Genomic DNA, 26,237 nt, shown 5'->3' with positions numbered 1-26,237 from the left:
GAATAACAAGATACTAATCCCAACAAAAAAAAATTAGCTCCTATTTTACTATATTCCAACGAACCCGATTTCCTTCAAGGGATGCCAATTCTTCATTATCTTTTAAAAAACGAATCACCTCCAACAACTTACCTTCGGCATATTTCGATTCCTTAATTATAGCATCCACACTTCTACTTTCTATTCCAATAAGACCTTTCAATTCGATATGAATCTCCTCAAACTCAGCCTCACTTACATCTTTTTTCTCAGCCTCTTTACAAATGTCACATTTTCCGCAAATTGGGGCTTGTTTCTGTCCAAAGTACTCCAATAAAAATTTCGACCGACAAATGCTTGTACTTTCAGCATATTGAATCACTGAATTAATTTTCTGAGTTAAATTTTCCTTTCTCTCCTGGTAAACTTCCCTTGAAAATTTGATGAAATTTAAAGGCAATCGTTCCTGTGTATAGATAATAAATGGTGTCTTTTTTCTAGGAATATATTGAATCACTTTGTATTTCGACAATTCTTTCAGGTAATTTACGATTACCTCTTTACGCGTTTTTATTCGTTTAGCAAGTAAATCAATGTTAATTGGAATAAAATCGGTAAATAAACCTGTAAAAGATCGAAGAAGAATTTTAATAAAGGAGTCAAAATCTTTATTTGCTACCTGAAATTTGTACAACTCATCTCTTTCGATGCAAAAATGAATTCTTGTTTCGTGCTCAACATCATCTGTCAACTCTAAATATCCAGCTCGCTGCAACACCTTTAAACTGTTAAAAGCCTGCAATACATTCAGCTTAAAGTGATGACAAAATAAGCCCAAATCAAAATCAAAAACCGCATCTTTTCCTGCTCCTTCGGCAACCTGTAAAAAGTTCCCTACCGATTGGTAAACTCTCCTTATCTGCTCTTTTTCAGGAAAGGCAGTCGAAATTCGTTTGAGCAATTGAACCCTATCGGGCTTCGAATAAAGCAGTACTGCAAATGCCTTTTTTCCATCACGTCCGGCTCTACCTGCTTCCTGAAAATATGCCTCCAACGAGTCGGGCAAATCTACGTGTACAACGGTTCGAACATCGGCCTTGTCAATTCCCATTCCAAAAGCATTGGTAGCCACCATCACTTGCACTATACCTTTTTTCCATCGATCCTGTCGAAAATCCTTCACCTCATTACTTAATCCAGCATGAAAATATTCTGCTTTAATTTGATTGCTCTTTAGAAACTCGGCAACTTCTTTACTTTTTTTTCTACTCCGAACATATACGACCGAACTTCCCCTCTCCTTATGGAGAATTTTTAACAGATATCTATTTTTATCTTCAATTTCACGAACCAGATAAACTAAATTGGATCGTTCGAAACTTTTTCGAAAAACATTTTTTTCCTTAAAAGCCAATTTCTCCTGAATGTCATCCACCACATCGGGTGTAGCTGTAGCTGTTAAGGCCAAAACAGGAATATCAGGCAATAAATCACGTAAATGAGTTATTTTTAAATAGGAAGGCCGAAAATCATACCCCCACTGAGAGATACAATGAGATTCGTCTACAGCAATTAAACAAACATTCATTTGCTGCAACTTTACCTGAAAAGACTCAGAACCAATTCGCTCGGGCGAGATGTACAAAAACTTTATATTGGCAAACAAGCATTTATCTAGAATAATTTCAATTTCCTTCCTCGACAATCCGGAATAAAGTAATTCTGCCTTTATGCCTTTCTCCTTTAAATTCGCAACTTGATCTTTCATGAGGGCAACCAAAGGAGAAACAACAATACAAATTCCTTCAGTAGCTAAAGTAGGAATCTGAAACGTCAAGGATTTACCTCCACCTGTTGGCATCAGCCCAAGCGTATCCTTACCTTCTGCAACCGACTTAATGATTTCGTCCTGAAGTGGACGAAAATCTTCGTAGCCCCAATATTTTTTCAGAATCTCTCTAAAATGATCCATCGAACTGAATTATGAAAGACAAAAATTAAAATAAAATTACTAACTTATAACAATGAATTAACGAATTAACACTTTTTAATTTTCAGAACAATCCTGTTCCACTATTTTTTTGTAATTTCGCATGCAATTTAAATCTAAAATTATTGCATAATGTCATTTGTATCTGATAAAATTATTTCTGACGGCCTGACTTTTGATGATGTTCTTTTAGTTCCTGCCTACTCGGAAGTACTACCAAGAGATGTAAATCTTAAAACACGATTCACTCGTAACATTACGCTGAACACCCCAATTGTTTCAGCAGCAATGGATACTGTAACAGAATCGTCTATGGCTATTTCGATTGCTCGAGAAGGAGGAATTGGAGTTATCCACAAAAACATGAGCATTCAGTCTCAAGCCAAACAAGTTATGACTGTGAAAAGAGCAGAAAATGGGATGATCTATGATCCTATTACTATTGCTTCATACAAAACAGTTAAAGATGCTTTGGCCTTGATGAAAGAATTCAAAATTGGAGGAATTCCTGTTGTGGATACAGACAAATCTCTAACAGGAATTGTAACCAATCGCGATCTTCGCTTCGAATTAGATCTGGACCGTCCTATTTCAGAAGTAATGACCAAAGAAAATTTGGTGACTACTTCGGTTTCTACCGATCTTGAAAAAGCCGCAGCAATACTTCAAAAATACAAAATTGAGAAATTACCTGTTGTTGACTCTGACAATAAATTAATTGGTTTGGTTACCTATAAGGATATTACCAAAGCAAAAGATAAACCGTTAGCATGTAAAGATGACAAAGGACGACTTAGAGTTGCAGCTGCTGTTGGTGTTGCCGGCGACACTCTTGACAGAATTGAAGCATTAGTGCATGCACATACCGATGCTATTATTATCGATACTGCTCACGGACATACTAAAGGCGTAGCCGATTTACTAAGAATTGCAAAGAAAAGATTTCCAGACATGCAGTTCGTGGTTGGAAACATTGCAACTCCAGAAGCTGCTTTATTTCTTGTAGAAGCTGGTGCTGATGCGGTAAAAGTAGGTATTGGACCAGGCTCTATTTGTACAACTCGTGTTATTGCAGGTGTTGGTGTTCCTCAGTTGACTGCGATTTATGAAATTGCCAAAGTTCTAGAAGGAACCGGGGTTCCTATTATTGCTGATGGTGGATTGCGTTATTCGGGCGATATTGTAAAAGCAATTGCAGCTGGTGCTGATTCAATTATGGCAGGATCTTTATTTGCTGGTGTTGAAGAATCACCAGGAGAAACCATTATTTACAACGGTCGTAAATTCAAATCGTACCGAGGAATGGGTTCCATTGAAGCGATGCAACAAGGATCAAAGGATCGTTACTTCCAAGCTGATGAAGATGACATCAAAAAATTAGTTCCAGAAGGAATTGTGGCTCGCGTACCTTATAAAGGAACATTGTACGAAGTAATTTATCAATTAGTAGGTGGACTAAGAGCCGGAATGGGTTACTGTGGTGCAGCCAATGTTGATGCACTTCACAATGCTAAATTTGTTAAAATAACTTCTTCGGGAATGGCTGAAAGTCATCCACATGATGTTGCAATTACTCGAGAAGCTCCAAATTACAGCAGATAGGAATATCTGATATTTTCTGGTAACCTATCTTTGCATAGGTTACCATTTTTTTTGCGATTCAATGATCACATTAAATCTGCTAAATGAAAAGAGTTTTCTTTTATCTATTCGTACTAGTAAGCTGCCCTATGGTGAGCTTCGGACAATCGAATCCAATAGATACTCTTTTTAGTATAAATAACATTCCATACTCCTCTCAGGAGTTTTTAGAAATTTATCAGGAAAGCAGTCATACTAAACAAAAGCAACTCTCTCCTACAGAAGCTCTAGATCTGTATATCTTGTTTCAATTAAAAGTACAAGATGCAAAACAGCATCGAATGGACACACTTCCCATAGTAAAACATGATATTGAAATTGGAAAAGAAATTGCTTTTAATGCCTTTCTTTATCCAAGCACAATTAGCGAAGAAAAAATTCGGGAAGCCTTTGAACGCCTGCAATATTTTATCCGAGCCAGACAAATACTGGTAAAAACCAACAAACATGCAAATACTGAAGACACTCTTGTAGCCTATCACGAAGCTCAAAAGATCTACAAAGATCTATTAAAAGGAAAATCATTCGATAAAATAGCTCGAAAACAATCCGATGACCCATTGGTTAAGGAAAAACACGGAGAATTAGGCTACTTTACGGCTTTCGACATGGATTATAAATTCGAATCGGCGAGCTATGCCTTACAAGTTGGTGAATATTCCAGACCTTTCCGAACCCAATTCGGCTATCATATTATTCAAATACTCGAAAAAACTCCAAATCCAGGCAAAATAAAACTTCAACATATTTTGCTTTCCTATCAAAGCAATAAGGAACAAAAAGAAGCGAAAGAAAAAATTGATTCCCTATATACTCTCCTGATAAATGGAGCTGATTTTAGCCAACTTGCAAATAAATACTCGACCTACAAACACTCTGCACAAAATAAGGAAATACTTCCTTGGATAGGACTATTTGAAACCCACCCAAAAATTGAGCAAGTAGCATTTAAAATGACTAAAATTGGGGAAATATCAAAACCAATCCAGACCAATTTAGCCTATCATATTCTTCAACTAACAGCAAAAAAAGACTACTCCTCTATAGATAGTTGCCGAGAAGAAATTGAAGAGATGATTGCAAACGATAGCCGATCAAAACAAAGCCCAGAAGAACTGATTGCTCAAATAAAAAAAGACTATCAGTTTACTGAAAATAGGGCACTCCTCTCCAACTTTTATTCCATTTTAGATTACGCATATGCAGATTTATTGGAGCCTTTATTTAGCTTAGGAGGTAAAGACTATTCTCAGGAAGAGTTTGCAGATTATCTTAGTTTGCAAGCATCAAAAGATATTTATGAAAATTTTATCGAATACATCAATCGAACTTACGATAAGTTCACAAACAATAGTATCTTAGCCTTCTACAAAAAACAATTGCTGGCGAACAATAAAGAGCTTGCAAGTTTGATTCAAAATTATGAAAATAGAGTATTGGTTTTTGCAATTACAAAACAGAAAGTTTTGATACCAGCAACTAATAATTCTGAAGGATTATTAGAATTTTATCAGAGCCAGAAAGAAAAATTCAAGCCTGATGTAAGTTTCGAGAGTATAAAAGAGGAACTAACAGCAGAATACAAAGCGTATTTGAATGACACCTGGGAAAATGAATTGCGTACAAACAACAGAATTGAGATCTCTCAATCAACAGTAAACAAAATTGCTCAATAATAAAATGAATAAATACTCCATACTATTACTCCTTAGCTTACTTTTTTACTCGTGCAATTCGAATCAATCGAAAAACGAAATACCAGTAGCTAAAGTAGACGACAAAATTCTTTATTTGAATAACATTCAGGAGATTATACAAGATGGAATTAATAAAGAAGATAGTATTTTAATTGCTGAAAACTACATACATCAATGGATTAAAAAACAGCTTATTATTTCGAAAGCAGAGCTCAACTTAAGCGATGAAGATAAAGATGTTAGCCGAATGGTTGAAGATTACCGATCCTCACTAATCATTCACAAATACCAACAACAATTAATCAACCAAAAAATTGACACTCTTATTAGTCAATTTGAAATTGAAAAGTATTACAAAGATTATTCAGCCAATTTCATTCTAAACCGTAACATTGTTAAGGCTTTATATATTAAAGTACCTAAACCGGTACCTAATTTGAAAAGAATTCAAAAACTTTACAAATCAGAAAAAGAAGCCGATTGGGAGGAATTAGAAGACTACTGTTTTCAAAATGCCACAAAATTTGATAATTTTAGCGATCGTTGGATTTATGCACAGGAACTCCTCAATAAGCTTCCTGGAAAAACCACCAATGAAGAACATTTTTTGAGGAAAACAAAAAACTATGAAACCAGCGATTCTACTCATCATTACTTTGTAGTGATTCAAGAATTTGAATTAAAGGACAACTTAGCTCCCTTGCCTTTTGTTCGGGATGACATTAAAAAGATATTAATCAATAAACGTAAAATTCAATTCATTAAAAATTTGGAGGAAAACATCTACAAGGATGCCGAAGCCAAAAATAAATTCAAAATTTATTAATCCGTAAAATATGCATAACATTTTCAAAAAATTTAATACTCTTTTAGCCTTGCTGTTACTTGGTGTTTTTTCGGCCAATGCTCAAGATAATGTAATAGATAAGGTCATTGCAGTCGTTGGGAATCAGATGGTTCTAAAATCGGATGTAGAAAACAGATTTTTAAGCCTTCAAGCTCAAGGTTACACTTCGGGAAGTGTTGACTTAAAAACTGAAATATTTGAAGATCTTTTGATTCAACAATTAATGATTGCACAGGCTCAAGTTGATAGTATCGAAGTAACCGATCAGGAAGTTGAAGATCAGCTAGAGCGTAAAATGGAGATGTATATTCAACGTATTGGTTCCAAGGAAAAACTAGAACAATATTTCAATAAGAGTATTATTGATATGAAAAACGATCTTCGTGATGATACTCGTGACGAAAGCATCAAAGAAAAAATGCAGGCTGAAATCACTAAAAACATTCACATTACACCTGCCGAGGTTCGTGAATTTTACAAATCTATTCCTAAGGATAGCCTGCCTACCATTCCCGGCGATCTTCAGATTCAACAAATTGTTAAATACCCAAAGGTTAGCGATAACGAAAAAGATAGAGTTCGTGAGAAATTAAGAGGCTATAGGGAAAGAGTTTTAAATGGTGATAGCTTTGCAACATTGGCAGTTCTTTACTCGGAAGATCCAGGAAGTGCGCAAAAAGGAGGTGAACTTGGATACATGCCTAGATCAGGACTAGTTCCTGAATTTGCAAATGTAGCCTTCAATTTAAAAACTGATAAAGTCTCTAAAATTGTTGAAACAGAATATGGTTTCCATATTATTCAACTAATCGATAGAAAAGGAGAACGTATTAATGTTCGTCATATTCTTATCAAACCAAAAATTGAAGAAGAAAAAAGAATGGCCGCAACAAATCGTTTAGATAGTATTGCTGATTTAATTCGCGAGAAAAAAATGGAATTTGCAGAAGCTGCCTTCTACTTTTCAGATGATGAAGATACTCGAAACAATGGTGGTTTAATTGTGAACCCATATACAGGTACTTCAAAATTCGAAAAAGACAATCTTCCTCCAGCTATTTCTAAAGAGGTTAATAACCTTAAACTGAATGAAATTTCATCTGCCTTTTTAGATATTTCAAACGGAAAAGATGCTTATAAGATTATTAAAATAAAAGCGGAAACAAAAGCCCATAAAGCAAACATTACTGACGATTGGAGTCAATTTGAGAATATGCTTAGCAATGAAAAGCGACAAAAAATTCTTAACAAATGGATATTGGAAAAACAAGAGAAAACCTATGTTCATATTGACGATTCCTATAAAAATGCTAAATTCCGCTTCAAAGGCTGGATCAAGTAATTAATATACACCTATAGAACTCAGACACAGCCCATGCTGTGTCTGCTTTATTACCGGCAATAACAAATATTGAATGCTATGAATTTTAAAACTGAAGTGGAAGCTGCAAATGCCCTGCATGCAGATTACCAAAAACTAGTTGCCGAAATCAGTAAAAAAATCTATGGACAGGATGATATCATCAAAAAAGTACTCATCTCTATTTTCAGCAATGGACACTGCCTACTTGTAGGAGTTCCCGGCTTAGCCAAAACTCTTTTGGTAAATACAATTGCACAGGTTCTTGATTTAAATTACCAACGAGTTCAATTCACACCCGATTTAATGCCTTCGGATATTATTGGGACAGAAATATTAAATAACGAAAGGAAATTCAAATTTATTAAAGGTCCTTTGTTTGCCAATATTCTGCTTGCCGATGAAATTAACCGAACACCCCCTAAAACCCAATCAGCACTTTTAGAGGCCATGCAGGAGAAAATGGTGACGGTTAATGGGAAACGTTATGAAATTCAAAAACCTTTTTTTGTACTTGCCACTCAGAATCCAATTGAACAGGAAGGAACTTATCCACTACCCGAAGCTCAATTAGATCGATTCATGTTTAGCATCTACCTCGACTATCCTAAATTTGAAGATGAGATAGCCATTGTTGAGAATACAACTTCTGGCAAAGATTTTGCTTTGAATAAAATCATGACTGCAGAACAAATTTCGTACTATCAAAAACTCATTCAAAAAGTACCAATTAATAAAAATGTACTTGAATACGCGGTACAATTGGCTGCTAAGACCAGACCTAATACTGAACACTCACACCCCATTGCTAATGAATATATCAATTGGGGTGCCGGTCCAAGAGCATCACAATATTTAGTAATCGGAGCAAAAACGAATGCCTTACTATCAGGAAAATATTCACCCGACATCGAAGATGTTAAAGAGGTTGCCGTGTCTATTCTTCGCCATAGAATTATGAAAAATTACAAAGCCGAGGCAAAAGGAATCAGCATCGAGGATATTATCAAAGAACTATTAAAGTAAAAAAAATGCTTAGCACGGCTAACAGATATCTATTTATAGTAATTACAGGCTTTATCTGCTTGACAAATTTCTCTTCTTTTGCTCAAAAAAAATCAAAAGTGAGCATTAAAAATTCCAATACTGCGGAGTTTGTTAGGGATACCGATCCGGTATTGAACAAATTTTTAGGCGATGTTTTCATTACTCATGGAAACATTAAAATGTATTGTGATAGCGCTTACCAATACGAGAAATTGAATATTTTGGAAGCCTTTGGAAACGTTCATATTATTAATGCAGACACAGTTCACATTTATGGAGATTACTTAAAATATTTTGGCAATACAAAGTATGCAGAAATGCGAGATAATGTAAAACTGAAAAACAAATCGGTTACCGTTACCACGGATTTTCTTGATTTCGACATGACTGAAAGTGTCGGTTACTATTTTAACAATGGAAAAATTGTAGATGCACAAAATATACTAACCAGTAAAATTGGAAGGTATTACACCAAACAGGAACTTCTCTTTTTTAAGGATAGTGTTGATGTAAAAACCCCTGATTATATCTTATATTCAGACACCTTAAAATACAATACAGTAAATAAGGTTGCCTATATTTTAGGCCCAACAAAAATTGTAGGAGAAAAGGAAACTTTATACTCGGAAGATGGTTGGTACAACACAACTACAAATATATCGCAGTTTCTTAAAAACACTAAACTCGATAGTGAAACATATCAAATAAAAGGAGATAGTATCTTTTTGGACCGAAACAATGAAATGGCTCGTATTTTTAACAATGTAGAACTAAGAGATACTGTTAACAATTTAATTTTGAAAGGTAATTTTCTGGAAACCTTTAAAAACACAGAAGAAGCACTCATGACCGATTCATGTGTCTTTATTCAGGTTAGCCAAGGTGATTCGCTGTTTCTTCATTCAGACAGTTTGATGATTGAAAAAGACACTGCAAATTTTGAGCGCATCAAAGCTTTTCACCATGTGAAATTTTATCGAACCGATCTTCAGGGAATAAGCGATTCCTTGGTTTACACCATGCAAGATTCGACCATACGATTATTTAAAGATCCAGTTCTTTGGGCACAAAAAAATCAAATGGTTGCCGATACAATCGGAATTCAAATGAAAAACAATGCTATTCGTTACCTGCATTTTAGAAGCTCTTCCTTTCTTACATCAAAAGAAGATTCAACCTTTTACAATCAAATAAAAGGCAAAAATATGCTCGGACATGTTAAGGATAATAAACTATATCGTTTGGATATTGATGGCAATGGAGAAACCCTATACTATCCTTTAGATAAGCTTGAAGTAATAGGAATGAACATGGCCAAAAGTAGCAATATCAGCATTCTAATTCAAAACAATAAAATAGACCAAATCCTTTTCCTAAAGAAACCTGATGGCCAAATGTATCCATTGGCTCAACTTAGTCCTGAAATGCAATTCCTAAAAAACTTTCAATGGTTGGAAGATTATCAGCCGAAATCAAAAGAAGACATTTTTATCTGGAAAGAATATACTCCAGTAAAAAAAACCAAAAGCTTTCTAAAAACAAAAGAGTAATAAAAAAAGGGACTTTAAAAAGTCCCTTTTCTTTACAATATATTTTTTAATACTCATCCTCGTTAAAAAGGAAATCACCTTTGCTTGGATAATCAGGCCAAATATCTTCAATACTTTCGAAAACTTCACCTTCTTCTTCTATCTCCTGTAGATTTTCAATAACTTCTAATGGAGCTCCAGAACGGATTGCATAATCGATTAACTCATCTTTGGAAGCAGGCCAAGGTGCATCTTCTAGTTTAGTGGCTAATTCAAGTGTCCAGTACATATGTTCAATAATTTTAGGTTCCTTTAATATTCTGCGAATATAATTTTTTTTTTTGAATCTACAAGTTAGGCAGCCATTTTATTTCACTCTCATTGGCATCGAATAAAACCTTGCGCGAAAGAACAAATAAATAATCAGAAAGTCGATTCAAATACTTTAATAAAAGCGGATTTATGTCAATTTCGGAAGATAGTTGATTTGCTCTTCTCTCCGCTCTTCTACATACAGTTCTAGCTACATGGCAGAAGCCATTTGCCATACTTCCTCCTGGCAAAACAAAATTATTAAGTTCAGGCAACTCTTCGTCCATACGATCCATTTCCGCTTCTAGCAAAAGAACATCTGCTTCCTCGATGGGTAGTTTTTGTTTTAAATCTGATTTTTCTTCATCAGTAGCTAAACGCGATCCAATAAGAAACAACTTATTCTGAATGATCAATAAAATTTCTTTCGATCTACTTTCAATATCATGAGAACGAATTAAACCAATGTATGAATTCAATTCATCAACCGTACCGTATGCTTCCAAACGCATATGATGTTTTGGCACTCTTGTTCCACCTATTAAGCCAGTAGTTCCGGAATCACCGGTTTTTGTATATACTTTAAATTTATTCATAGTAGTATTTTTAATAAAGGCTCTTTTCCCATAAATTTTTATCAATAAAAGTAGAGCCACTACAAAGATAAAATTTCAGCTAAATAATGCAATAGCTAAAATCGATACTTCCGTACATAATCTTGTTTTTGCATGCCTTTTCGAGCTATTAATATGCCCAAATGAAATAAATCCAAACTCACCGAAAACCGTTCCAATTGCTTCAATTGCTTCCAAAAAAATGCTAGATTCTCATTTCTGTGTGGATTTTGAACCAGAATCATGCACTCTTCATCCACTAGTAAGTCTATATTATTCAAGAAATCAGTAAGAATATCGCTCGAGGTCCTTTCTGAAAAAACAAGAAAGTCGAATGCTGGCTTTTGTCGTACAAGCGAATAATAATCCACATCTTTATAGTTCGTAACACCTACATCGCTCTTGTAAATATTATTAATATGTTTCGAAAAAATAGCCTCTCTGCCTAAACAAGTAACATCAATTCGAGAATCTATTTTAGCCATATAAAGCATCGAAAAGCCAATTCCTCCACCAAAATAAGCAGGTTTTTTAGTAGGCCAGAAATTATGCAATCTAAACTGTAATCGATCCAAAGCTTCCGACGATTCCATCACATGAATCTCTTCTTTAAATCGCTTTACCAGTTCTTTTTCTACCACCTTCTCTTTCATCTTTACCTTCAAACCATTTGCAACAACCTTTCTATAGGGAGATAAGACGGCAAATGCATAATATTGCAATTTGGCTTCAATTACATTTGAAATTAAATGAAAAGTAAAGGGAGAATGAACCCCAAAACCTTTTCGACGATATGCTTTTAATCGATAGATTCGCTTCTTTAACTGATAATGTATTCTCCCCATAATTATAGTATAGCCTTAAAAACACGAATTTAATGGTTAATTTGAATTTCTTCAAATTCCAAAGACAGGATGTTACCAATTCAAACAATATCCATTTATTTTGTCTATAAAATCAGTAAGATTACATTTTCATTCCTTTTCAATGTGAAATTTTCAATCTATTTTTGCTTGTATTTTAGGCTTCAAATCTCCCACATCTATTGCGCAAAATTTCAAGCCTTCCTTTTTTTTAATAGATCAGAACTAACAAATGTCAGAATTAGCAGGACTAGACATAAAATTTTTACCAGGCGTTGGCCCCAAAAGGGCTGCTATACTGAATAAAGAATTAGGAATTTTCTCCTATGAGGATCTACTATACCACTTCCCTTACAAATATATCGACAGAACTAGATTTTATGAGATTTGTGAAATTCATTCCAAACTCCCCTACATTCAGGTAAAAGGGCGAATAACCAACATAGAACTAATTGGGGAAAAACGCCAGCAACGATTGGTTGCCTATTTTTCCGACGGGAAAAATATAATGGAACTGGTCTGGTTCAAAGGAATAAAATACATTAAATCGAGTCTAAAACCCAACACCGAATATATTGTATTCGGGAAACCCTCCGAATTCAATCGGAAAATTAATGTGGTTCACCCAGAATTGGAAGAGGTAGCCGCAAAAAATACAAAGCTGAATGCTTCCTTGCAAGCCTTTTACCTGACCACAGAAAGGATGAAAAATGGTTTTCTGAACTCGAAAGCCATTCAAAAACTGCAAGAAAATGCTTTGCAATCACTAAATGGCAAAATACCAGAAACATTACCAGCTAGCTTACTCAGCAAATTAGGTCTCATTACGCTACACGAAGCTCTTACTCAAATTCATTTTCCAAAAAATAGCGAACTCTTAAAAAAAGCTACCTACCGATTAAAATTTGAGGAACTGTTCTACATTCAATTGAACATCCTTAAAATGAAGATGAAACGAAAAGTACTTTATCGTGGCCATCTTTTTAGTCAGATTGGCGAAAATTTCAATCAATTTTTTCAAAACAATCTTCCTTTCGAACTTACTAATGCTCAAAAAAGGGTGGTAAAAGAAATTCGAAAAGATGTTGGCTCGGGAAAACAAATGAACCGTCTTTTACAAGGCGATGTGGGTAGTGGAAAAACTCTGGTTGGCCTTATGTGTATGCTTATGGGACTCGATAATTCTTGTCAATCTTGCTTGATGGCTCCTACCGAAATTTTGGCCAGTCAGCACATGGAAACAATTAGTGAGTTTTTAAGTGGCCTCCCAATTAAAGTAGCTCTACTAACGGGATCGACAAAACAAAAAGACCGGAAAATTATTCACGAACAACTAAAAAGTGGCGAATTGCAAATTTTAATTGGAACTCACGCCCTTTTGGAAGACATTGTTCAATTTCAGAATTTAGGTTTAGTAATTATTGATGAGCAACATCGATTTGGCGTGGCTCAACGAGCTCGTTTGTGGAAAAAAAATAACATTCCTCCTCATATTTTAGTCATGACAGCCACTCCTATTCCCAGAACTTTGGCCATGACCCTTTACGGGGATTTGGAAGTTTCTATCATCGATGAGCTTCCTCCTGGCAGAAAACCTATTCAAACCGTTCATTACTTCGAAAAAAGAAGAAAACAGGTTTACGATTTCATGAAAAAACAAATTGATATGGGGCGACAAATTTATTTAGTTTACCCCATGATTAAGGAATCGGAAAAAATGGATTATAAAAATCTGGAAGAAGGATACGAAAGTGTAGCACAATATTTCCCCGTTGAAAAATACGGCATTAGCATGGTTCATGGAAAAATGAAAGCAGCTGAAAAAGAAGCGGAAATGCAGCGTTTTGCCAAAGGAGAAACGCAAATTATGGTAGCTACAACCGTAATCGAAGTTGGTGTGAATGTTCCCAATGCTTCGGTTATGATTATAGAAAGTACCGAACGCTTCGGATTATCTCAACTTCACCAATTACGTGGGCGAGTGGGGCGAGGTGCTGAACAATCTTACTGCATTTTGATGTCTTCCTATAAAATATCCAACGAATCACGAAAGCGAATCGAAACCATGGTGCGAACCAACGATGGATTTGAAATTGCGGAAGTGGATTTAAAACTTCGCGGACCTGGAGATATCGAAGGAACTCAACAAAGTGGTATTTCCTACGATTTAAAAATTGCCAATTTGGGAAAAGATGGACAATTGCTTCAATATGCCAGAGATGTGGCTCAGAATATCCTCGACGAAGATCCTCTTCTTGAAAAAAAGGAAAACTTTATTCTGGCCAAACAGGTGAAACGACTCAGTAAAACAAAAATTAATTGGAGCGTTATTAGTTAGTATATCATCCACGCAAAATAGTGATTATCAGGATAGAAATGATTTCCTAATTCAATCAAAAAGAATATCTTTATTTTTATTGAATAATTGGTAACCATTCCAAATGGGAAAAATTTCCATACCCTACTTTTGAACATCACCTATTTACCAATGGATATGAAAAGCACAATAAAACTATGCACAACGCTTGCGCTGACCTTTCTCTTGTTTTTAGGAAACGCCAAAGCACAAAGCAATTACCCTACTTTTAGTTTCGACAATTCCTTTACAACCTTAAGTAGCAGGGATTCTACTAACATATTTTCAAGTGCCTTTACCTACGTTCAAATTGGCGGTAAAAATTACCTAGGACTTCGCTTTCAACCCGATATAAATTTTGGAAAAATAGGCATTGGCCTTGAAGTTCCCTTCTACTTTAACCTAGACGACGGAAAACTATACAGCAATGAATTTAAAAATGGCTCGGGTATTTTTCGACTGATCAGTTATCTTCGATACGGCAGGAAAAAACAAGATCGTATTTACCTAAAATTAGGACAACTGCAAGGAGAAGCCTTAGGATACGGAAGCCTGCTGAACAATTACGGCAACTCACCCAGTTTTGAGAAACGAAAAGTAGGTCTGAGCTACGACATTAGGATCCAAAAAATTTTTGGAGTAGAAGGATTGTACAGCGATTTCAACTTTCAGTCTTTAAACCTTTTAGCTATTCGGCCGTACGTTCGTCCGTTTAGCGAAAGCAATATCCCCATAGTCAAAACCCTCGATTTTGGTTTCAGTTTCATTACTGATAAGGATCAGACCACACGATTTGGCGATGAAAGCGGAAGTAATGAATTTTTATCAAAAGGAATAAAAGCCTTTGGATTCGATATGGGAATTTTAATTCTTAACACAGGCCTTATTAACCTTACAGGATATGCTCATTACAGTAGATTAAGTAAGGTAAAATCAGATTCCTTAATCGCCTATCTGCAAGAGTATGCAACAAGCCAAGACTACAATGCAGGCAAAGGAACCGGTATCGGCTTAAACGCCAACATGAATATTATTGGCAATCTGTTTCGATTAAATTCTAGAATTGAACGTCTGTGGTACAGCGACAACTACACACCTCAATTTTTTGATGCCATTTATGAAGTAAATAAAGATGCTAAAATTGCCGCTTTGGGGAATGTAAAAAAACAACAGGGAATCTATGCTTCCATTAGTGCATCGCTACTCGATAAAATAATGCTGGGCGGTAATTTACTTCTTCCCGACAAGGTAAGCAAATCATCTCCAGCTAGTTTACAACTGAACTTACGAACTCCAAATCTATTCAATAAGATCATTGTTGAAGGATACTATACAAAAGGAAATCTCACAAAAATAGGAGACAGTTTTACCTTTGATGAAAACTCATTGGCTCTACTAAGATTTGCCTATAAAATATCACCTATTTTAGTAAGTGGTATCGATTACCGTTGGGCATGGAGTGAACAAGATGACGGATCATTTCAGGCAGATAAATCGATCATGCCCTATTTAGCTTTTCGATTTCAATTCTGAACATAGGCACAAATTCTCACTCATAGCGCAAGCTTAATGAATTTTACTATTTTCATTAGAAAGTTTAACAAGAAAATGACAACTTAATAATTAGGCATAAAGATTCATCGATTTATGAATAATCCTGTAAATACAATTTCACACCTCATATTAATACTCTTTCGAATTGAATCAAAAAAAAATCAAGGGTATTCATTTTATCAACACCAAATTCATTACTTCTCCCCTATTAAAAGTCTGCACGAATATCAAAGGAAAGACTTTATAAATCCCTAAAATTGAATTTTGTTAATCGCTTTTTATTTATACTCTATCTAAATTAATACGTTTGAGTAAGTCTCATAAATTAGCGATTTTTTTCAGGAATAGCCGAAACTAACTGTATTAAACCAAGATACAACGAAAATTGCTATCTCTACTTTACAAAAGCAGTGAACTCGCTCTATTTAAACACGCTATAAATTGACTTTTGCCAGAATCTAATGCAATCTAAAGTGCTATTTTTGTTGCGGTGTGTTAAATAACACCCATTTACAAGCAGAATAATTAGTTGAGCATTAGCTAAGAAAACGAAAGTTTTAGAACAGAAGTTTTCTAATTCAAACAGCAGCAAAAGAGGGGAAATAATTAGATGCAAGGAACTAAAAAAATTGATCACGAGGGAACTATTCTTAAAATTAAGAATGAAAAGCTTACCGTAGGCATTTTAAATGTTTCGGCCTGTGCTGCCTGTCATGCTAAAGGTGCTTGTAGCATGTCCGATATGGAAGAAAAGTCAATTGATGTGATTGATTACTCCAACAAATTTAAAGTCGGTGAAAAGGTAAACATAAGCTATCGTGAATCCTTAGGCTGGCTCGCCATGTTTTTAGCCTATGTACTGCCATTTATTTTGGTACTAATCACCTTAATCATTGCCAGCACAATTACCGAAAATGAATTAATAAGTGGAATATCCGCATTAGCGATATTACTTCCTTACTATATAGTATTGTCCTTTTATAAAGGACATTTTAAGAAAACTTTTTCATTTACAATCGAGAAAATCGTAAACATTTAAACTATGAGCATTATAGTTATCACTATTCTGGCTTTGTGTGCTATTGGAGTAACAGCAGCTGTTATTCTATTTTTTGTAGCGCAAAAATTCAAAGTGTATGAAGATCCTCGTATCGACGAGGTAGAAGAAGTATTACCTGCTGCGAATTGCGGTGGATGTGGTTATCCTGGATGTAGAGGTTTTGCCGAAGCATTGGTAAAAGCTGATGACATTTCAAAAATGAACTGCCCAGTGGGTGGTGCTCCTGTTATGTCAAAAGTAGGAAGCATTCTTGGCCATGAGATTAAAGCAAGTGAGCCAATGGTTGCTGTAGTTCGTTGTAACGGAACCTGCGATAATCGTCCTAAAACCAATCAATACGATGGAGCAGCATCTTGTACCATTGCTTCCTCCCTTTATAGTGGGGAAACAGGTTGTCAGTACGGATGTTTAGGACTAGGCGAATGCGTAGATGCCTGTAATTTCGATGCCATGTATATGGATAAGGAGACAGGGCTTCCTGTGATTATCGAAGACAAATGTGTATCGTGTGGAGCTTGTGTAAAAGCCTGTCCAAACGATATCATCGAGCTTCGTAAAAAAGGCCCCAAAAGCAGAAGAATTTTTGTGTCTTGTGTAAGTAAAGACAAGGGTGCGGTAGCTAAGAAAGCATGTAGTTCTGCTTGTATTGGTTGTGGTAAATGTGTTAAAGAGTGTCCTTTTGATGCCATCACATTAGAAAATAACCTTGCTTATATCGACTACAACAAATGTAAACTTTGCAGAAAGTGTGTAGTTGTTTGTCCGACTCATGCTATCCACGAGTTGAATTTTCCACCTCGAAAAGAAAAGCCAGTCGACAAAGCTACAGCAACAACAGCAAAACCTGTTGCAACGCCAAAAGCTGAGGCAAAAACTGAAAAAGCTCCGAACGCAAAAGAAGAGCCAACAGCAAAAAACAACACATCTGAGAACAAATAAATAGGAGGTTAATCAGTGTTAAAAACATTCTCAATAGGAGGTATTCATCCCGCCGACAACAAATTATCGGCGAATAGCGCAATCCAGGTATTGCCAATACCCCAAATGGTTAGTATTCCAATCGCACAACATATTGGTGCTCCCGCTACTCCGCTTGTTAAGAAAAACGACGTAGTAAAAGTGGGTCAATTAATCGCCAAATCGTCGGGCTTCGTTTCAGCAAACATTCACTCATCGGTTTCAGGAACCGTTTTTAAGGTGGATAATGTAATGGATGCTAGTGGATTTCGCAGAACAGCAATCATCATTAAAGTGGATGGTGACGAGTGGATGGAAGGAATTGATCGCAGTGAAACCTTAATCACTGAAATCAGCGCAAGCAAAGAAGAAATTATTAAAAAAATTGCAGATGCTGGTATTGTAGGTTTGGGAGGAGCAACCTTCCCTGCACACGTAAAACTATCAATTCCTCCGGGAAAAACAGCCGAGGTATTAATCATCAACGCTGTTGAATGTGAACCTTACCTAACTTCCGACCATCGAGTGATGCTTGAAAAAGGCGATGAAGTTTTAGTGGGAACACAAATTCTAATGAAATCTTTAGGTGTAAGCAGAGCGATCATTGGAATTGAAAACAATAAAAAAGATGCCATTGCACATCTTACTAAATTGGCTGCAAAATACAAAGGCATAGAAATTTGTCCATTAAAAACTCAATACCCACAAGGTGGAGAGAAACAACTGATTGCTGCAACAATTAAGCGTGAAATCCCTTCTGGAGCTCTTCCAATTGAAGTTGGTGCCGTGGTTCAGAACGTAGGATCAGCCTTTGCTGTTTACGAAGCGATTCAAAAAAACAAACCTCTTTTCGAACGCATTGCAACCATTACTGGTAAATCATTAAAGAATCCTTCGAACTTCCTGTTCCGTATTGGAACTCCAGTTAAAGATTTGATTGATGCTGCTGGTGGATTACCAGAAGATACCGGTAAAATTATTGGCGGTGGTCCGATGATGGGTAAAACCTTAACAACAGTTGAAGTTCCTTTGACAAAAGGCAGCTCAGGTTTGTTGCTGTTGCCACGTGAAGAAGCTCTTCGTAAGGAATCGAAAGCTTGTATTCGTTGTGGTAAATGTGTTTCTGTTTGTCCTATGGGACTTGAGCCATTTCTTTTGATGACGCTGGCCGATAAAAAAGAATACGATCGCCTTGAAAAAGATGCTGTAATGGACTGTATCGAATGTGGCTCATGTAGCTTCACATGCCCTGCCAACCGTCCTCTACTGGATTACATCCGCATGGGAAAAGGAAAAGTTGGACAAATAATGCGTTCAAGGAAATAAGTAGTTAGTTCCACGATTATTAAAAATCTAAATTAAAATAAAATATGAACACCAAAGTACTTGTCGCTCCGTCTCCACATATTCATAGTGGAGATTCCATACAAAAAAACATGTATGGAGTGGTATTTGCGATGCTACCGGCACTTGTTTTTTCGTTCGTTTACTTTGGCTTAGGTGCAATTATTGTCACCTTAACCGCCGTAGCTTCCTGTTACCTATTCGAATTTCTGATTTCAAAATACCTACTAAAAACAGTTCCAACGATTTCCGATGGTTCTGCATTAATCACAGGTATTCTTTTGGCCTTTAATGTGCCAGCCAACCTTCCAATATGGATTATTCTGATTGGGGCTCTAGTAGCAATTGGTATTGGTAAAATGACCTTTGGAGGATTAGGAAACAATGTATTTAATCCTGCTTTAGTAGGTCGTGTTTTCCTTTTAATTTCTTTCCCGGTACAAATGACTAGCTGGCCAAAACCATTAGGTTTCGAAACATCTTATTTAGATGCTGAAACTGGTGCTACGCCATTAGCACTAATAAAAGAAGGGCTTAAAAAAGGAGAACCTCTATCACAGCTTATGAATGATATTCCAAGCAATATGGATTTATTCCTTGGTAACATGGGCGGCTCGATGGGAGAAATTGCAGGCGTTGCATTACTATTAGGATTGCTTTATATGCTATTCAAAAAAATCATATCATGGCATATTCCTGTTTCTATTATTGCTACAGTTGCCATTTTCTCAGGTATTCTGCATATGTCAAATCCTGAAGCATTTGCCGGACCATTATTTCATATCCTTACCGGAGGATTGTTGTTGGGAGCAATTTTTATGGCTACCGACTATGTAACTTCTCCAATGTCGAATAAAGGAATGTTAATTTATGGCGTTGGTATTGGTATTCTTACTGTGGTTATTCGAGTTTTTGGCGCATATCCCGAAGGAGTATCCTTTGCTATTCTTATTATGAATGCATTTGTGCCGCTTATTAATGTGTATGTTAAACCTAAACGTTTCGGCGAAAAAAGGAAATAATCATGGCTGGGAAAAAAGAATCTACATTTATAAATATGGTACTAGTGTTATTTATTGTAACACTTGTAGCCTCTGCGGCCTTAGGCGGACTTTACGAGTTAACCAAAGAGCCAATTGCTGCTGCAAAGCTGGCGAAAAAATTAAACGCAATTAAAGAAGTTGTTCCTGAGTTTAATAACAATCCTAGCGATGAAGTTTACAAAGTTGGAATGAGTGAAAAAGACAGCTTAGAATTTTATCCTGCTAAAAAAGATGGAAAGCTTGTGGGAACTGCAGTTAAAACATTTACTACAAACGGTTTTTCGGGCTATGTATGGATTATGGTCGGCTTAAAACCTGATGGAAGTATCAATAACTATTCTGTACTAGAACATAAGGAAACTCCAGGTTTGGGAACAAAAATGGCCGATTGGTTTAAACCTACCGATCCTGCCAAAGCAAAAGCTAGCGTTATTAATAAAAATCCAGAAACTACAAATTTCACAGTAAGTAAAGATGGTGGAGATATTGACGCTATTACTGCTGCGACTATTAGTTCCAGAGCTTTCTTAGATGCTGTACAAACCGCATATAACGAGTACAAGAAAAATCAAAAAGAAGGAGGAAATAGCAATGAATAACATCCAAAATTTCAGCAAAGGCTTCTTTAAAGAGAATGCCGTTTTCGTTTTGCTTTTAGGAATGTGCCCTACTCTTGGGGTAACTTCATCAGCAATTAACGGATTAGGAATGGGATTGGCTACCACTTTTGTATTAATCATGTCGAACATGGTAATTTCATTGGTAAGCAATCAAATTCCTGATAAAGTTAAAATTCCTTCGTTCATCGTGATCATAGCATCTTTCGTAACTATGGTTGATTTGGTTATGGCTGGTTATGTTCCTGCTCTTCACGCTCAACTGGGGGTATTCATTCCACTTATTGTTGTAAACTGCGTTGTTCTGGGTCGTGCCGAAGCTTTTGCATCTAAAAACAAGGTAATTCCTTCGATTATTGATGGTGCCGGAATGGGCTTAGGTTTTGCGATGGCATTAACTATTTTAGGATCGGTAAGAGAACTTTTGGGTAGCGGAAAAGTATTCGGCATCTCAATTTTTAGCGATACCTACGGTATGTTAGTATTCGTATTAGCTCCTGGAGCATTCTTAGCATTAGGCTATTTAATTGCAATTATTAACCGATTAAGAAAAGCGTAAAGATCATGGAATATATTATAATTATTATATCCGCCATATTCGTAAACAACGTTGTATTGGCGCAATTCCTTGGAATTTGTCCTTTCCTTGGAGTATCGAAAAAAGTATCTACGGCAGTGGGTATGACAGGAGCAGTAACTTTTGTGATGATTTTAGCCACCATTGTTACCTATCTAATTCAAAAATATGTACTCGATGCTTTTGGCATTGGTTTTATGCAAACCATCACGTTTATCCTGATTATTGCCTCATTGGTACAATTGGTTGAGATCATTCTTAAAAAAGTGAGTCCTGCATTGTATCAGGCTTTAGGCGTATTCCTTCCACTTATTACAACAAACTGTGCGATTTTAGGGGTAGCAATCATGACCATCCAAAAAGATTACAATTTGCTTGAAGCAGTTGTTTTCTCGGGAGCTACTGCTATTGGTTTTGGTTTAGCCTTAGTTCTATTTGCCGGTTTACGTGAACATCTAGACCTGGTAGATTTACCAAAAGGAATAAAAGGAACTCCAGCTGCACTTATCGTAGCAGGTTTACTTGCCATGGCCTTTATGGGATTCTCAGGAATTGTATAGTAAGAGTCAAGTCTTTTATATTTCAAAAGCAGCTTCTAAGGAGCTGCTTTTTTCGTTAAAAATTTTCCGTTCGTAAGCAATAAGAGAGCCTTCATAAAAAATATTGGGTAAATCCGTTATTATAATTAACTTAACGTCAAATGTAAACAAATTGATCACTTTACCCACAACCTAAACACACCAAGTTTGCATGCTAAGTAAAATGAAATTCCGTACTCGAGTGTTGGCCGGCTTCGGCTTAATAATGCTGTTTACAGTGTCTTTTGTCATCCTATCTATTTTGCAGGTAAAGGACCTACGGAACGAATCGAAATTCATTTATACCCACACCTACACTGTTAGTAATGCGGTCCGCGATATCAACACGCATATCCAAACCATGGAAAGTGCCATGAAAGATATTCTACTCGCCGAAACCCAACAAGAATTCGATCATGCCTTAGACACAATCAATTTGTACCATCTTAAAGTAATGAGTCAATTCGATACTGTTTTCGATCGTTTTTTAGGTGATAAACGCGATGTTGGAATCGCCTACCATACATTTATTGAATGGGAAGATCTTAGAAATCAGATTATTGATTTAAAAATAAGTAAAAAAGAAGCGAGAGCGAAAAAAATGGTTGATGGAATAGGCGCCAAACACCTTAATAAACTAAAAGAGAAAACGAAAGTAATGACTGATTTTGCCGAAACCCAGGCAAAGCAGATTTACCGTGAAGCAACTGAAGCTCATACCCGAAAGTTATATATTTTCACAATCATATCTATCCTTATCGTACTCACGAGTATATTTATTACCTACATAATATCGGAAAGCATTAGCCGTCCAATTAAAAATTTCATATACAAGGCTCAAGCAATCTATCAGGGCAATGGAAATGGTTCTGCTCTGAAAATTAGCGAAGAGCAACTTCTAAGTCATTCTATAAGCGAATTAACTCAAACATACACCAAACTCCAGAACGAAATTTCGGAAAGGGAACGAGCTGAAGAAACCATCAGAATACAATATCAGGAAATTCATGATTCTTCGGAAAAACTACGGCACTTTAATGAAAAACTAGAAGAAAGAGTTGCCGAGAGAACAACTGCTCTGACCGAAAGTGAAGAAAAATACCGTAATCTGATTAATGGAAGCACCGATATTATATTGGTCCATGAATACAAAGGAGGTAATTCTTCTAAATTAATCGAGGCAAACGACACTTCTTGTATTGTTCTTGGCTATACAAAAGGTGAGCTATTTAAGCTTGAACCACAAAACTACATAGAGGATCTACCTACTGATTACATCACAAATTCTATAAAGAGGCTAACGAAAGAGAAACAGATTACTCTTGAACAAGTTTTTACTACTAAGTATGGTAAAAAAATACCAATGGAAACCGTGAGTCAATTAGTTAGTCTCCAAGGAAAACATGTAATTTTATCTACCTCCAGAGATATTACAGACCGAAAATATGCCCAACAGGCAATTGTTCAAAGTGAAAGAAGATTGAAAAAAATGATTCATCAATCTCCCCTTCCGATTGTAATTACCGATAACGAACAAAACATTGAATACTTCAATAATAAATTTGTTGAGTTATTTGAATATACTTTAGATGATATTAAAACTTCGGAAGATTGGTATCGATCCTGTTTTCCTGATCGCAAATACAGAGATCAAGTAAAAGATACGTGGAATAAAGCAATTACAAAAGCAAAGAAAGACCAAACTGACATTGAGAAACAAGAATTTAACATGACCATAAAGAATGGGAATGTTCGTCATTGCGAATTCTTTATGGTACCATTCGATGGCTCATCAATGATTATCATTAATGATATTTCAGAAATCATATCAACCCAAAAAGAATTGCTTAAAGCAAAAGAAAAAGCTGAGGAAAGTGATCATTTAAAATCTGCTTTTTTGGCTAATATGTCACATGAAATAAGAACGCCGATGAATGGAATCATTGGTTTTGCCGACATGCTAAAAAGACCAGACAGAACAAAGGATCAGAGTGATACCTACATTAATATTATTTACAAAAGCTCTAATCAGTTATTAAAAATCATTAATGATGTTCTCGATATTTCAAAACTTGATTCGGGACAAACCTATCTCAAAGAAAGCAATTGCTCCATTAATTCATTACTTGATGAATTACATACTCAATTTTCCAAAGAGAACAGCACTGATGATGGAATTGAATTTAGAGTGAGTAAGGCGCTTTCTAATAGAAATGCATTGGTAACTACCGAAGCTCGAAAATTACGGCAAATACTATCCAACCTATTGAGTAATGCCTTTAAATTTACCTCATCTGGACTTATAGAGTTTGGCTATGAGCTAATATCAGACTCACAATTGGAATTTTACGTTAAGGATACGGGGATAGGAATACAAAAGAAAAAACAAAAGATTATATTTGAACGATTCCGACAAGTAGAGGAAACATTTACTCGCAGATATGGAGGAACTGGACTCGGATTGGCTATTTCGAAAGGTTTTGTAGAATTAATGGGTGGACAAATAAATATGGAAACAGAAGAGGACAAAGGCACCACATTTTACTTTACGATTCCATATAAACCTGTGAATCCGAAAGCTCCAAATGCAAATCAAAGGAAAAAAAGATCGTACAAATGGAATGATAAACTGATTCTTGTTGTAGAAAAAGATGAAAACAATTTTAAATGTATTGAAGCAGCGTTAAAACCTACAAAAGTTAAAATACTGCGCACCATATCAGGAAACAAAGCCATTGAATTAAGCCTTAAAAATCCAACAATTAACTTGGTACTAATGGATTTAAGCCTATCTGACGTTAATGGACTGGATGTTAGCCAGTCAATTAAAAAAATGAGGGATAATTTGCCTATTATCGCTCAAACATCCAATCCACTGCAAGAAGATCGTATAAAAAGCATTGAGGCTGGCTGTGACGACTTTTTGGCTATCCCTTTTGATAAGAATAATTTATTGGATACCATCGACAAGTACTTGGTAAAGGAAAGCAAGGTGATCTTTTAATCTACAGCAAGAGAATAAATTTCCGTTGGAATTTTTTTCCCAGTCAATATAACTTCTCCCAAATAGTTACATTCATGCTGAATTTTATTCTCCTTGCACAAGTCTGCATGCAAACTCCCAGAAATAAGTAACCTGGAATTGTAAGAATTACAAAGACCCTGTATTCTCGATGCAGTATTAATCGCATCTCCATGATAGGCAATTTCTGATTTTAATTCACCTACCTCAGCCACCATCACTTTGCCTGCATGAACTCCTGCCTTGAAAATGGGAACCATTCCATACTCCTTTTGGTAGTATTCTCTTCTTTTTTCGAGAATATTCAAGAAATCATAAAACACTTGTAAACACCTTAAATTCTTTATTCCCTTTTTCATCGTCCAACTTAAAACAACCTCATCGCCAATATATTGATAGATTTGCGCCTGATTGTTACGAACCGCATCAGAAACATCCTTGAAACAATCCTGAATTAGTCTGCTATACTTAAAATGCCCTAGTTTCTCGGCATAATAAGTAGACGACTTTAGATCCATAAAGAGAAAAATTCTTTGTTCTTCTTTGGGCTTATAATAGCGTCCTAACAAAAATTTTACGAGCAAGCCTTGACCTAATTTTCGGTCTATTTCATAAAAAATCTCTATAAGAAAACCCACAATAAAGAAGTAGGCCAATAGAGCATAAAACAACTGAGATTGATAAATCAAAATAAGCCGTGAAAAACTAATAGGAAAATTCGCAAGTAAAAAATAATCGCCTAATTCATACATGAAATAAATTAACAGACAAGCACTACTAAGGTGAAGAAATACACTAATTAGCAAGGAAAAAAAGTAGCTAGGAACAAACCTACGAAAGGAAGTGAAAACCTTAAAGATAAGCCCCCAAATAAAGCCAGCTATGAAACCAAAACACAATACATTTAGAATATTATTAAACTTATAAACAGATAATTCACTCTCCTCATCCATTTGAAAAATCAAAAGGAAAAAAAAAGCAACCACCCAAATTAACTGCACTGTAATAAAGTAAGTTCCGATAGAACGAAGTTGTCTTTTAAAGGGCATTTTACTTATTATTATTAAGAAATTGAACCAACTCTTCCACTTCTGAAAAGGAATTTATGACATAATCATTATTCACTTTAAGTCGAAACAAATGATTTTTTAAAATGCTAATATTTTCTTGTGAAGTTGTTCCTAATTTATGTAGGCCAAACTGATATAACTTCTCTCTATCTTGATAATTCATTGCTATCATCTATGAAT

General features: G+C 35.7%; 21 protein-coding genes. 16 read left to right on the top strand and 5 right to left on the bottom strand.

Annotation, left to right across the window (positions count from 1 at the left end; translation table 11 throughout):
- Positions 1 to 40 precede the first annotated feature (40 nt).
- The gene (locus tag ABYT26_RS00590; RefSeq protein ID WP_372750931.1) at positions 41 to 1,951 is read right to left on the bottom strand and encodes an ATP-dependent DNA helicase RecQ; all 1,911 of its coding nucleotides are present in this window, start codon (positions 1,949 to 1,951) and stop codon (positions 41 to 43) included.
- Positions 1,952 to 2,101: 150 nt separating this feature from the next.
- Between ABYT26_RS00590 and guaB the strand changes: the two genes are divergently transcribed.
- From guaB to ABYT26_RS00560, 6 genes are all read left to right on the top strand, one after another.
- Positions 2,102 to 3,571 (top strand): IMP dehydrogenase, encoded by a 1,470-nt coding sequence (gene guaB / locus ABYT26_RS00585; protein ID WP_372750930.1) that lies wholly within the window; start codon positions 2,102 to 2,104, stop codon positions 3,569 to 3,571.
- 83 nt (positions 3,572 to 3,654) lie between these two features.
- Complete coding sequence (locus ABYT26_RS00580; protein ID WP_372750929.1) at positions 3,655 to 5,286, top strand: peptidylprolyl isomerase; 1,632 nt, start codon at positions 3,655 to 3,657, stop codon at positions 5,284 to 5,286.
- 4 nt (positions 5,287 to 5,290) lie between these two features.
- Complete coding sequence (locus ABYT26_RS00575; RefSeq protein ID WP_372750928.1) at positions 5,291 to 6,133, top strand: hypothetical protein; 843 nt, start codon at positions 5,291 to 5,293, stop codon at positions 6,131 to 6,133.
- A gap of 10 nt (positions 6,134 to 6,143) precedes the next feature.
- Positions 6,144 to 7,496: a peptidylprolyl isomerase gene (locus ABYT26_RS00570; protein WP_372750927.1), complete on the top strand. Its 1,353-nt coding sequence runs from the start codon at positions 6,144 to 6,146 to the stop codon at positions 7,494 to 7,496.
- A 78-nt stretch (positions 7,497 to 7,574) separates the two neighbouring features.
- Positions 7,575 to 8,540 carry an AAA family ATPase gene (locus ABYT26_RS00565; protein WP_372750926.1) on the top strand — a complete coding sequence of 322 codons (966 nt, stop codon included), beginning with the start codon at positions 7,575 to 7,577 and terminating at the stop codon, positions 8,538 to 8,540.
- Between the two features lie 98 nt (positions 8,541 to 8,638).
- On the top strand, positions 8,639 to 10,111 hold the full coding sequence (locus tag ABYT26_RS00560) for an OstA-like protein (protein WP_372750925.1): 1,473 nt from the start codon (positions 8,639 to 8,641) through the stop codon (positions 10,109 to 10,111).
- 46 nt (positions 10,112 to 10,157) lie between these two features.
- Here ABYT26_RS00560 and ABYT26_RS00555 read toward each other — a convergent pair whose 3' ends face one another.
- From ABYT26_RS00555 to ABYT26_RS00545, 3 genes are all read right to left on the bottom strand, one after another.
- Positions 10,158 to 10,379 carry a DUF2795 domain-containing protein gene (locus ABYT26_RS00555; RefSeq protein WP_372750924.1) on the bottom strand — a complete coding sequence of 74 codons (222 nt, stop codon included), beginning with the start codon at positions 10,377 to 10,379 and terminating at the stop codon, positions 10,158 to 10,160.
- Positions 10,380 to 10,437: 58 nt separating this feature from the next.
- Positions 10,438 to 10,998: a cob(I)yrinic acid a,c-diamide adenosyltransferase gene (locus ABYT26_RS00550; protein WP_372750922.1), complete on the bottom strand. Its 561-nt coding sequence runs from the start codon at positions 10,996 to 10,998 to the stop codon at positions 10,438 to 10,440.
- A 95-nt stretch (positions 10,999 to 11,093) separates the two neighbouring features.
- Positions 11,094 to 11,861: a hypothetical protein gene (locus ABYT26_RS00545; protein ID WP_372750921.1), complete on the bottom strand. Its 768-nt coding sequence runs from the start codon at positions 11,859 to 11,861 to the stop codon at positions 11,094 to 11,096.
- Positions 11,862 to 12,111: 250 nt separating this feature from the next.
- On the opposite strand from ABYT26_RS00545, the gene recG reads away from it, so the two are divergent.
- From recG to ABYT26_RS00495, 10 genes are all read left to right on the top strand, one after another.
- A complete protein-coding gene (gene recG, locus ABYT26_RS00540) occupies positions 12,112 to 14,217 on the top strand; it encodes an ATP-dependent DNA helicase RecG (protein WP_372750920.1) in 2,106 nt (701 codons plus the stop codon).
- Positions 14,218 to 14,373: 156 nt separating this feature from the next.
- Entirely contained in the window at positions 14,374 to 15,768 is a 1,395-nt protein-coding gene (locus ABYT26_RS00535; RefSeq protein ID WP_372750919.1) for a hypothetical protein, read from the top strand.
- Between the two features lie 631 nt (positions 15,769 to 16,399).
- On the top strand, positions 16,400 to 16,828 hold the full coding sequence (locus ABYT26_RS00530) for a SoxR reducing system RseC family protein (RefSeq protein ID WP_372750918.1): 429 nt from the start codon (positions 16,400 to 16,402) through the stop codon (positions 16,826 to 16,828).
- A gap of 3 nt (positions 16,829 to 16,831) precedes the next feature.
- Positions 16,832 to 17,788: a Fe-S cluster domain-containing protein gene (locus tag ABYT26_RS00525; protein ID WP_372750917.1), complete on the top strand. Its 957-nt coding sequence runs from the start codon at positions 16,832 to 16,834 to the stop codon at positions 17,786 to 17,788.
- Between the two features lie 15 nt (positions 17,789 to 17,803).
- Positions 17,804 to 19,132, top strand: coding sequence for an electron transport complex subunit RsxC (rsxC, locus tag ABYT26_RS00520; protein WP_372750916.1), 1,329 nt, complete (start codon positions 17,804 to 17,806; stop codon positions 19,130 to 19,132).
- Between the two features lie 44 nt (positions 19,133 to 19,176).
- Positions 19,177 to 20,172, top strand: coding sequence for an RnfABCDGE type electron transport complex subunit D (locus tag ABYT26_RS00515; RefSeq protein ID WP_372750915.1), 996 nt, complete (start codon positions 19,177 to 19,179; stop codon positions 20,170 to 20,172).
- 2 nt (positions 20,173 to 20,174) lie between these two features.
- Entirely contained in the window at positions 20,175 to 20,792 is a 618-nt protein-coding gene (locus ABYT26_RS00510) for an RnfABCDGE type electron transport complex subunit G (RefSeq protein ID WP_372750914.1), read from the top strand.
- Positions 20,785 to 21,369 (top strand): RnfABCDGE type electron transport complex subunit E, encoded by a 585-nt coding sequence (locus ABYT26_RS00505; RefSeq protein WP_372750913.1) that lies wholly within the window; start codon positions 20,785 to 20,787, stop codon positions 21,367 to 21,369. Before ABYT26_RS00510 ends, ABYT26_RS00505 begins: the two co-directional genes overlap by 8 nt.
- Before the next feature lie 5 nt (positions 21,370 to 21,374).
- Positions 21,375 to 21,947 (top strand): electron transport complex protein RnfA, encoded by a 573-nt coding sequence (locus ABYT26_RS00500; protein ID WP_372750912.1) that lies wholly within the window; start codon positions 21,375 to 21,377, stop codon positions 21,945 to 21,947.
- 190 nt (positions 21,948 to 22,137) lie between these two features.
- Positions 22,138 to 24,969, top strand: coding sequence for an ATP-binding protein (locus ABYT26_RS00495; protein ID WP_372750911.1), 2,832 nt, complete (start codon positions 22,138 to 22,140; stop codon positions 24,967 to 24,969).
- Here ABYT26_RS00495 and ABYT26_RS00490 read toward each other — a convergent pair.
- Positions 24,966 to 26,036 (bottom strand): adenylate/guanylate cyclase domain-containing protein, encoded by a 1,071-nt coding sequence (locus ABYT26_RS00490; protein ID WP_372750910.1) that lies wholly within the window; start codon positions 26,034 to 26,036, stop codon positions 24,966 to 24,968. The genes ABYT26_RS00495 and ABYT26_RS00490 overlap by 4 nt on opposite strands.
- Between the last annotated feature and the right edge of the window lie 201 nt (positions 26,037 to 26,237).

Origin of the sequence: Labilibaculum sp. (assembly GCF_041595635.1) — a bacterium.
Classification (GTDB): domain Bacteria; phylum Bacteroidota; class Bacteroidia; order Bacteroidales; family Marinifilaceae; genus Labilibaculum.
This window is presented reverse-complemented; position numbering and strand designations above follow the sequence as displayed.

Coding starts and splice junctions, on each gene's coding strand:
- ABYT26_RS00590 (WP_372750931.1), bottom strand. CDS start 1,951: ATGGATCATTTTAGAGAGATTCTGAAAAAATATTGGGGCTACGAAGAT.
- guaB (WP_372750930.1), top strand. CDS start 2,102: ATGTCATTTGTATCTGATAAAATTATTTCTGACGGCCTGACTTTTGAT.
- ABYT26_RS00580 (WP_372750929.1), top strand. CDS start 3,655: ATGAAAAGAGTTTTCTTTTATCTATTCGTACTAGTAAGCTGCCCTATG.
- ABYT26_RS00575 (WP_372750928.1), top strand. CDS start 5,291: ATGAATAAATACTCCATACTATTACTCCTTAGCTTACTTTTTTACTCG.
- ABYT26_RS00570 (WP_372750927.1), top strand. CDS start 6,144: ATGCATAACATTTTCAAAAAATTTAATACTCTTTTAGCCTTGCTGTTA.
- ABYT26_RS00565 (WP_372750926.1), top strand. CDS start 7,575: ATGAATTTTAAAACTGAAGTGGAAGCTGCAAATGCCCTGCATGCAGAT.
- ABYT26_RS00555 (WP_372750924.1), bottom strand. CDS start 10,379: ATGTACTGGACACTTGAATTAGCCACTAAACTAGAAGATGCACCTTGG.
- ABYT26_RS00550 (WP_372750922.1), bottom strand. CDS start 10,998: ATGAATAAATTTAAAGTATATACAAAAACCGGTGATTCCGGAACTACT.
- ABYT26_RS00545 (WP_372750921.1), bottom strand. CDS start 11,861: ATGGGGAGAATACATTATCAGTTAAAGAAGCGAATCTATCGATTAAAA.
- recG (WP_372750920.1), top strand. CDS start 12,112: ATGTCAGAATTAGCAGGACTAGACATAAAATTTTTACCAGGCGTTGGC.
- ABYT26_RS00535 (WP_372750919.1), top strand. CDS start 14,374: ATGAAAAGCACAATAAAACTATGCACAACGCTTGCGCTGACCTTTCTC.
- ABYT26_RS00530 (WP_372750918.1), top strand. CDS start 16,400: ATGCAAGGAACTAAAAAAATTGATCACGAGGGAACTATTCTTAAAATT.
- ABYT26_RS00525 (WP_372750917.1), top strand. CDS start 16,832: ATGAGCATTATAGTTATCACTATTCTGGCTTTGTGTGCTATTGGAGTA.
- ABYT26_RS00515 (WP_372750915.1), top strand. CDS start 19,177: ATGAACACCAAAGTACTTGTCGCTCCGTCTCCACATATTCATAGTGGA.
- ABYT26_RS00510 (WP_372750914.1), top strand. CDS start 20,175: ATGGCTGGGAAAAAAGAATCTACATTTATAAATATGGTACTAGTGTTA.
- ABYT26_RS00505 (WP_372750913.1), top strand. CDS start 20,785: ATGAATAACATCCAAAATTTCAGCAAAGGCTTCTTTAAAGAGAATGCC.
- ABYT26_RS00500 (WP_372750912.1), top strand. CDS start 21,375: ATGGAATATATTATAATTATTATATCCGCCATATTCGTAAACAACGTT.
- ABYT26_RS00495 (WP_372750911.1), top strand. CDS start 22,138: ATGCTAAGTAAAATGAAATTCCGTACTCGAGTGTTGGCCGGCTTCGGC.
- ABYT26_RS00490 (WP_372750910.1), bottom strand. CDS start 26,036: ATGCCCTTTAAAAGACAACTTCGTTCTATCGGAACTTACTTTATTACA.